Genomic DNA, 6,026 nt, shown 5'->3' on the forward strand with positions numbered 1-6,026 from the left:
ATGTCCGTTATCTCGACGCCGGCGGCATCCCGGTCCTCGGTTCGGCCGCGAGCGGGCGGTGGAAAGGGGCCACGCAGCGGGGATGCGGCAGATGGCGGCCGGTGGCAAGGGCATGGCGATCGGCTTTCGTCGCGGCGGCTTTCGGGGCGGGACCGCGCACCATCTGGCGCCCGGACGCGGGCGTGCCTATCTGGGCGCGATGAAACATATGGACCGCAGGACGATCGTGATCGCACGGCTGAGGCCGAAGCCGCTGGCGGCGGGGCAATTGCTGTGCCTGCTGGCGCTCGCAGCGCTGATGGCGATGCAGGCGCGCGGCGACACGGCGGGCGAGGTGGTGCGCAGCATCGTCTTCGGCGATGTCGTGATGACCGCGCTGATGGCGGCGGCGGTGATCGGGTTCGTCTATTTCCGGCGGCTGTGGCGTTGGCGGGATGCCTATGTGCGCCACGACGGCGTGACGCTGTACCGCGGCGGCAGCGCGCGCTGGCCGCTGGCGCTGGTGCGCGACGTGGTGCGGGTGACCGACGCGGTCGGCGCCGAGACGCTGCGGCTGGTGGTCGACGACGACAGCGAAGTGACGCGCGAACTGGTGCGGCTGGCGCTGCTCGACGGGACGCCTGAGGCGGTGCGCGGCGGGGTGCTGTTCGCGGCGGCGGGAATGCGCGGGGTGCCGGGTGGGGTTACGGTGAATTGATCGCGGGCCTCGCCATGCCCGAAGATCGGGCGGCGTTGGGGCGCGAATGGACCGGCAAAAGGATCGGAAGGTCACAAAGGTCACGCCACGTACCCCTCTGCTTACCCTCGCTCGCGTGCCGGGCGCGACCGACCGTTCTGGCGGTGCTTTTTCCGCGCCGGCGCCCGATGATGGGCGGCGGGGTCGGGCGAGGGGATGGGGGCTATGTGGCTCATCGGCCAGTTTGGAACATAGCGGGGGAATTTAGGACAGCGGTTTTTTGCGCGGGATGTGCGAAATAGGATTTGGTGGGATTGTGGAGCGCGATCAGGTTTCACGCGAAGGCGCGAATTCTACGCTGTGCTGGCAATTCTTTCGGCGTTGAAAAGCGCTTTTAAGTCTAGCCCACCCCGGAACGACCGTTGAGGAGATTTGAGTTTCTCAACGGCCTCTTTAAATTCTAGAGGGGTGATGTCGAATAATATCGGTCGAACTTTCTCATAGAATTGCTTCGATGTAGCCCTCGCATAGGTTGGTAAAGTTGAGTATGAGCGCATCCTCTCCAAAGAAATGAAGTACGTCATGATCTAGGCGGGCGAATGTCGTGCCTATGGTGTGGATGCTATCCAAGAATTTCGGCTGTTCGCCGATAGGTGGCAGCGCATGAAAAGGCTTCCCAAAAATCCACCTTAATAACTTTTCATAGTTTACTGACTCGGAATTCTCAGATGACATGTCGAAATATAATCTAGTGGACATATAGATTGGGAGATATGGTTTCCCATCTATATTCAATTCAGTGACGATTGCAGCCACTTTGTTTTGGTCCGTTTTTTCATATACGGATGCCGAGACGATTTGGGCTTCTGTGCCGACGCCTCCCACGCGAGAGTTCGCTCGATCTACATATTCTCGATCGCAAATGAGAAGTACTTTTCCCATTGTTGGATCGCTGACCATTTGTTCCATAAATGCAAGCGTGTCTTGCCCCTCTTGGAGGTACCACTTGTCAAGTATTACGTTGACTCCGTCTTTTCGAAGAGAAGTTGCAATCCTCAGCACCCATTCTTCGTGAGCAGGGGATGTCCATCGATAGGAGATAAATACTTTCGGCGGCAGAGCATCATCAGCATTATTGCTCATAATATGCTCCGCCCCGTTGAAAACTTATTTATTGTTAAACCGAAAACCCGCCCGAGTTCCGCCTATTCGATCCCGCCGCGAGCACCTTCTTGCCCGTCGGGGTCAGCGCCCATTTTGCGCCCTGCTGCACGACGAGGCCCAGCGCGACGAGTTCGTCGCGGACGGCGTCAGTGGGGAGCTGGGGGCGGCGGTTCGAGATGCCTTCGAGGCATGCGCGCTGGGGCTGGCTGAGGACCAGCAGTTTGAGCTTGGGTTTCTTGTCGGTCATTCGGGTGGCCTTGTCCTGTTGTCGGGCGTGGGCCTGTCGGATCGACGTTGGCGGCCCACCCCGCTGCGACTAGCGGGCAAAGCCCGCAAGTCTCGCTGCCCCTCCCGCTTGCGGGAGGGGGGAGTTACTATTCCGCGGCGATCCCCGCCTTGGCGAACATGTCTTCGCCGTCGCTTTCGATCGCGGGGGTGGCGTCGTCGTTGGCTTTCGCCTTCTTGCGGTTGTCGAAGCTCGACCACACGCTGTTCCATTCGCCGCGGGTCGCGCCCTTGCTGTATTCGGTGGCGCGGGTTTCGAAGAAATTCGCATGCTCGACGCCGTTGAGCAGCGGGGCGAGCCAGGGGAGCGGGTGCTCGTCGATCATGTAGATCGGCTGGAAGCCGAGCTGCCCGAGGCGCCAGTCGGCGATGTAGCGGATGTAGCGCTTGATCTCCTTGGGCGTCATGCCGGGGACCTGGCCCTGTTCGAAGGCGAGGTCGATGAACGCATCCTCGAGCCGCACGGTCTTTTGGCAGGTGTCGATGATGTCTTCCTTCACCGCCTTGGTCAGGCAGCCGCGTTCCTTGGTGAAGGTGTGGAACAGCTTGATGATGCCCTCGCAGTGCAGGCTTTCGTCGCGGATCGACCAGCTGACGATCTGGCCCATGCCCTTCATCTTGTTGAAGCGCGGGAAGTTCATCAGCATCGCGAAGCTGGCGAAAAGCTGCAAGCCTTCGGTAAAGCCGCCGAACATCGCGAGCGTGCGCGCGATATCCTCGTCATTCTCGACCCCGAACTGCTGCATATAGTCGTGCTTGGCGCGCATCTCGTCATATTCGAGGAACATGCCGTACTCGCTCTCGGGCATGCCGATGGTGTCGAGCAGGTGGCTGTACGCCGCGATATGGACGGTCTCCATGTTGCTGAACGCGGTCAGCATCATCTTGATCTCGGTCGGCTTGAACACGCGGCCATATTTGTCGTGGTAGCAATCCTGCACCTCGATATCGGCCTGGGTGAAGAAGCGGAAAATCTGCGTGAGCAGGTTACGCTCGTGGTCGCTGATCTTCTGCGCCCAGTCGCGGCAATCCTCGCCCAGCGGCACTTCCTCGGGCACCCAGTGGATCTGCTGCTGGCGCTTCCAGAAATCGAACGCCCAGGGATATTCGAAGGGCTTGTAGGTCTTGCGGGCTTCTAGAAGGGGCATTGCTCAGTTCTCCAAATTCGCATTTTTCTCGAGCTTTTCAGCCCCAATTATCGCTCGCCTAATTCTCTGCGTTTCTCGTCGATTGATCTGCTTAGTTCTATCAGAAAAATAAGCATAAACTCTAAGAGCGACTAGAATGGCTACCCACCAAAACATTGTCAGGATAGTTCCCGCAAAAATTAGATAATCTTCTCTATTCCCGGCAAGCAGTTTGAATAAACACGTCACAAAACGCATTTTTCCTCCGCCTGCTGCCTCGCATTGGCTGAAAATTGCATTTTTCGAGAGCGCAAAAACTATGTAAAGAATTGCCGGGCCGCACAATGCAGTGACCCAAGCGACTCCCTTAACCCAAGATCGCAACGGTACAGGTCGCGCTTTCTTTACTTTATTCACTGGCAGGCCAGGCACTCGTCGTAGTCGGTGGTCTGCAGCTCGTATTTCGGCGCCTCGGGTGTGTTGTCGGCCTCGACCCCGCCCGCGAAGCCGGCGCGCTGGACCGACTTCGAGCGCAGATAATAGAGCGACTTGATGCCGAGTTCCCACGCGCGATAGTGGAGCATGAGCAGGTCCCATTTCTCGACGTCGGCGGGGATGAACAGGTTCAGCGAGGCGGCCTGGTCGATATAGGGTGTGCGGTCGGCGGCGAGTTCGAGCAGCCAGCGCTGGTCGATCTCGAAGCTGGTCTTGTAGCAGTCCTTCTCGTCCTGGCTGAGGAAGTCGAGGTGCTGGACGCTGCCGCCCTTTTCGAGGATCGAGTTCCACACATTGTCGCTGTTCTTCGCCTTGTCGACGAGCAGCGCCTCGAGGTGCGGGTTGCGGATCGAGAAGCTGCCCGAGAGCGTCTTGTGCGTGTAGATGTTCGCGGGGATCGGCTCGATGCACGCGCTGGTGCCGCCGCAGATGATCGAGATCGACGCGGTCGGCGCGATCGCCATCTTGCAGCTGAAGCGCTCCATCACGCCCTGGTCGGCGGCGTCGGGGCAGGGGCCGCGCTCGTTGGCGAGCAGCATCGACGCGGCATCGACCTGCGCACGGATATGCTTGAAGACGCGCAGGTTCGAGGACTTGGCCATCGCGCCCTCGAAGGGCAGGCCGCGCGCCTGGAGGAAGCTGTGGAAGCCCATGACGCCGAGGCCGACCGAGCGTTCGCGGCTCGCGCTATATTTGGCGCGCGCCATTTCGGGCGGGGCGCGGTCGATATAGTCCTGCAGGACATTGTCGAGCATGCGCATCACGTCTTCGATGAAGACCTTGTCGCCGTTCCACTCGTCCCAGGTTTCGAGGTTCAATGACGAGAGGCAGCAGACCGCGGTGCGATCATTGCCGAGATGGTCGCGGCCGGTCGGCAGGGTGATTTCCGAGCAGAGGTTCGAGGTGGTGACCTTGAGCCCGAGGTCGCGATGATGCTTGGGCATCATGCGGTTCACCTGGTCGATGAAGATGATGTAGGGTTCGCCGGTCGCGAGGCGCGTTTCGACGAGCTTCTGGAACAGGCTGCGCGCGTCGACGGTGCCGCGGACGCTCTGGTCCTTGGGGCTGCGCAGGTTGAATTCGGCGCCGTCGCGCACGGCCTCCATGAACTCGTCGGTGATGAGCACGCCGTGGTGGAGGTTCAATGCCTTGCGGTTGAAGTCGCCCGAGGGTTTGCGGACCTCGAGAAACTCCTCGATCTCGGGGTGCGAGACGTCGAGATAGCAGGCGGCCGAGCCGCGGCGGAGCGAGCCCTGCGAAATCGCGAGGGTGAGGCTGTCCATCACGCGGACGAAGGGAATGATGCCGCTGGTCTTACCGTTCAAACCGACGGGTTCGCCGATGCCGCGCACCGCGCCCCAATAGGTGCCGATGCCGCCGCCACGCGAGGCGAGCCAGACATTCTCGTTCCAGGTGCCGACGATGCCCTCGAGGCTGTCGTCGACCGAGTTGAGGTAGCAGCTGATCGGCAGGCCGCGGCCGGTGCCGCCGTTCGAGAGAACGGGGGTCGCGGGCATGAACCAGAGCTTCGAGATATAGTCGTAGAGACGCTGGGCGTGGTCCTGGTCATCGGCATAGGCGTCGGCGACGCGCGCGAAGAGGTCCTGATAGGATTCGCCGGGGAGGAGGTAGCGGTCCTCGAGCGTTTCCTTGCCGAAGTCGGTGAGCAGCGCGTCGCGGCTCTTGTCGGTGACGATCGCGAAGCGACGCGCGTGCACCTTGGGCTCGCTGCTGTCGTTGAGCTTGGCCGGGGCGGGCGAATCGCTCTGCGATTCGGGGGCCGCCGGGGTCTCGTTTTTCGTCAATTCCATCGTCGCCACGTCGCTCGTCTCCACCCGGTCGGTCTCTCGAAAATCCATCTAATTCGCCCCCGATTCAACGCGCACGCAGCGCGCTTTGTTCCTGTCTTGTTCGACTCAGGGCGAAGCCCCGGTCTTAGCATGTAATCCCGTGTCGGGGGCAGTGATTTTTGGGCGCAAGAAGGGTTTTCCCGTGCCCATATGCTGTGGGCGACGGAAATCCGCCATTTTTGGCCAAACACTATTTCTTGGGGTGCCCCCGTGGTCTACCCACCATCCATAGTGCCACGTCGGCGCGGAGACGCAAGAGAGTAAATGACAGATTGACGACTCAACTCGTCGCTCTTCTGATTCGTTTCGTCGACGCTTTGGCACGCTTCACGGAGACAAATGGCGGCTTTCCGCGGCTCCGCCGGGGGCGTGGCAAAAGTGCCGCACCGCCCGAAAATAATTTGCCCGGCACAAGATGTGGTGGGGGCG

Annotated in this window: 6 protein-coding genes; 1 reads left to right on the top strand and 5 read right to left on the bottom strand. The window is 60.5% G+C overall.

Going from position 1 to position 6,026, the window contains the following annotated elements:
- Window positions 1-91: 91 nt before the first annotated feature.
- Window positions 92-697, top strand: coding sequence for a hypothetical protein (locus B1A78_RS19835; protein ID WP_256839509.1), 606 nt, complete (start codon window positions 92-94; stop codon window positions 695-697).
- Window positions 698-1,174: 477 nt separating this feature from the next.
- Here B1A78_RS19835 and B1A78_RS19840 read toward each other — a convergent pair whose 3' ends face one another.
- From B1A78_RS19840 to B1A78_RS19855, 5 genes are all read right to left on the bottom strand, one after another.
- Window positions 1,175-1,819: a toll/interleukin-1 receptor domain-containing protein gene (locus B1A78_RS19840; protein WP_077148606.1), complete on the bottom strand. Its 645-nt coding sequence runs from the start codon at window positions 1,817-1,819 to the stop codon at window positions 1,175-1,177.
- 34 nt (window positions 1,820-1,853) lie between these two features.
- Window positions 1,854-2,087, bottom strand: coding sequence for a hypothetical protein (locus tag B1A78_RS19845; protein ID WP_077148607.1), 234 nt, complete (start codon window positions 2,085-2,087; stop codon window positions 1,854-1,856).
- A gap of 127 nt (window positions 2,088-2,214) precedes the next feature.
- A complete protein-coding gene (locus B1A78_RS19850) occupies window positions 2,215-3,273 on the bottom strand; it encodes a ribonucleotide-diphosphate reductase subunit beta (protein ID WP_077148608.1) in 1,059 nt (352 codons plus the stop codon).
- Window positions 3,274-3,276: 3 nt separating this feature from the next.
- A complete protein-coding gene (locus B1A78_RS22405; RefSeq protein ID WP_144037921.1) occupies window positions 3,277-3,669 on the bottom strand; it encodes a hypothetical protein in 393 nt (130 codons plus the stop codon).
- Window positions 3,666-5,606, bottom strand: a complete 1,941-nt coding sequence (locus B1A78_RS19855; RefSeq protein ID WP_077148609.1) for a ribonucleoside-diphosphate reductase subunit alpha — start codon at window positions 5,604-5,606, stop codon at window positions 3,666-3,668. Before B1A78_RS19855 ends, B1A78_RS22405 begins: the two co-directional genes overlap by 4 nt.
- Window positions 5,607-6,026 lie beyond the last annotated feature (420 nt).

It is taken from the genome of Sphingopyxis sp. KK2, from assembly GCF_001990265.1.
GTDB lineage: Bacteria > Pseudomonadota > Alphaproteobacteria > Sphingomonadales > Sphingomonadaceae > Sphingopyxis.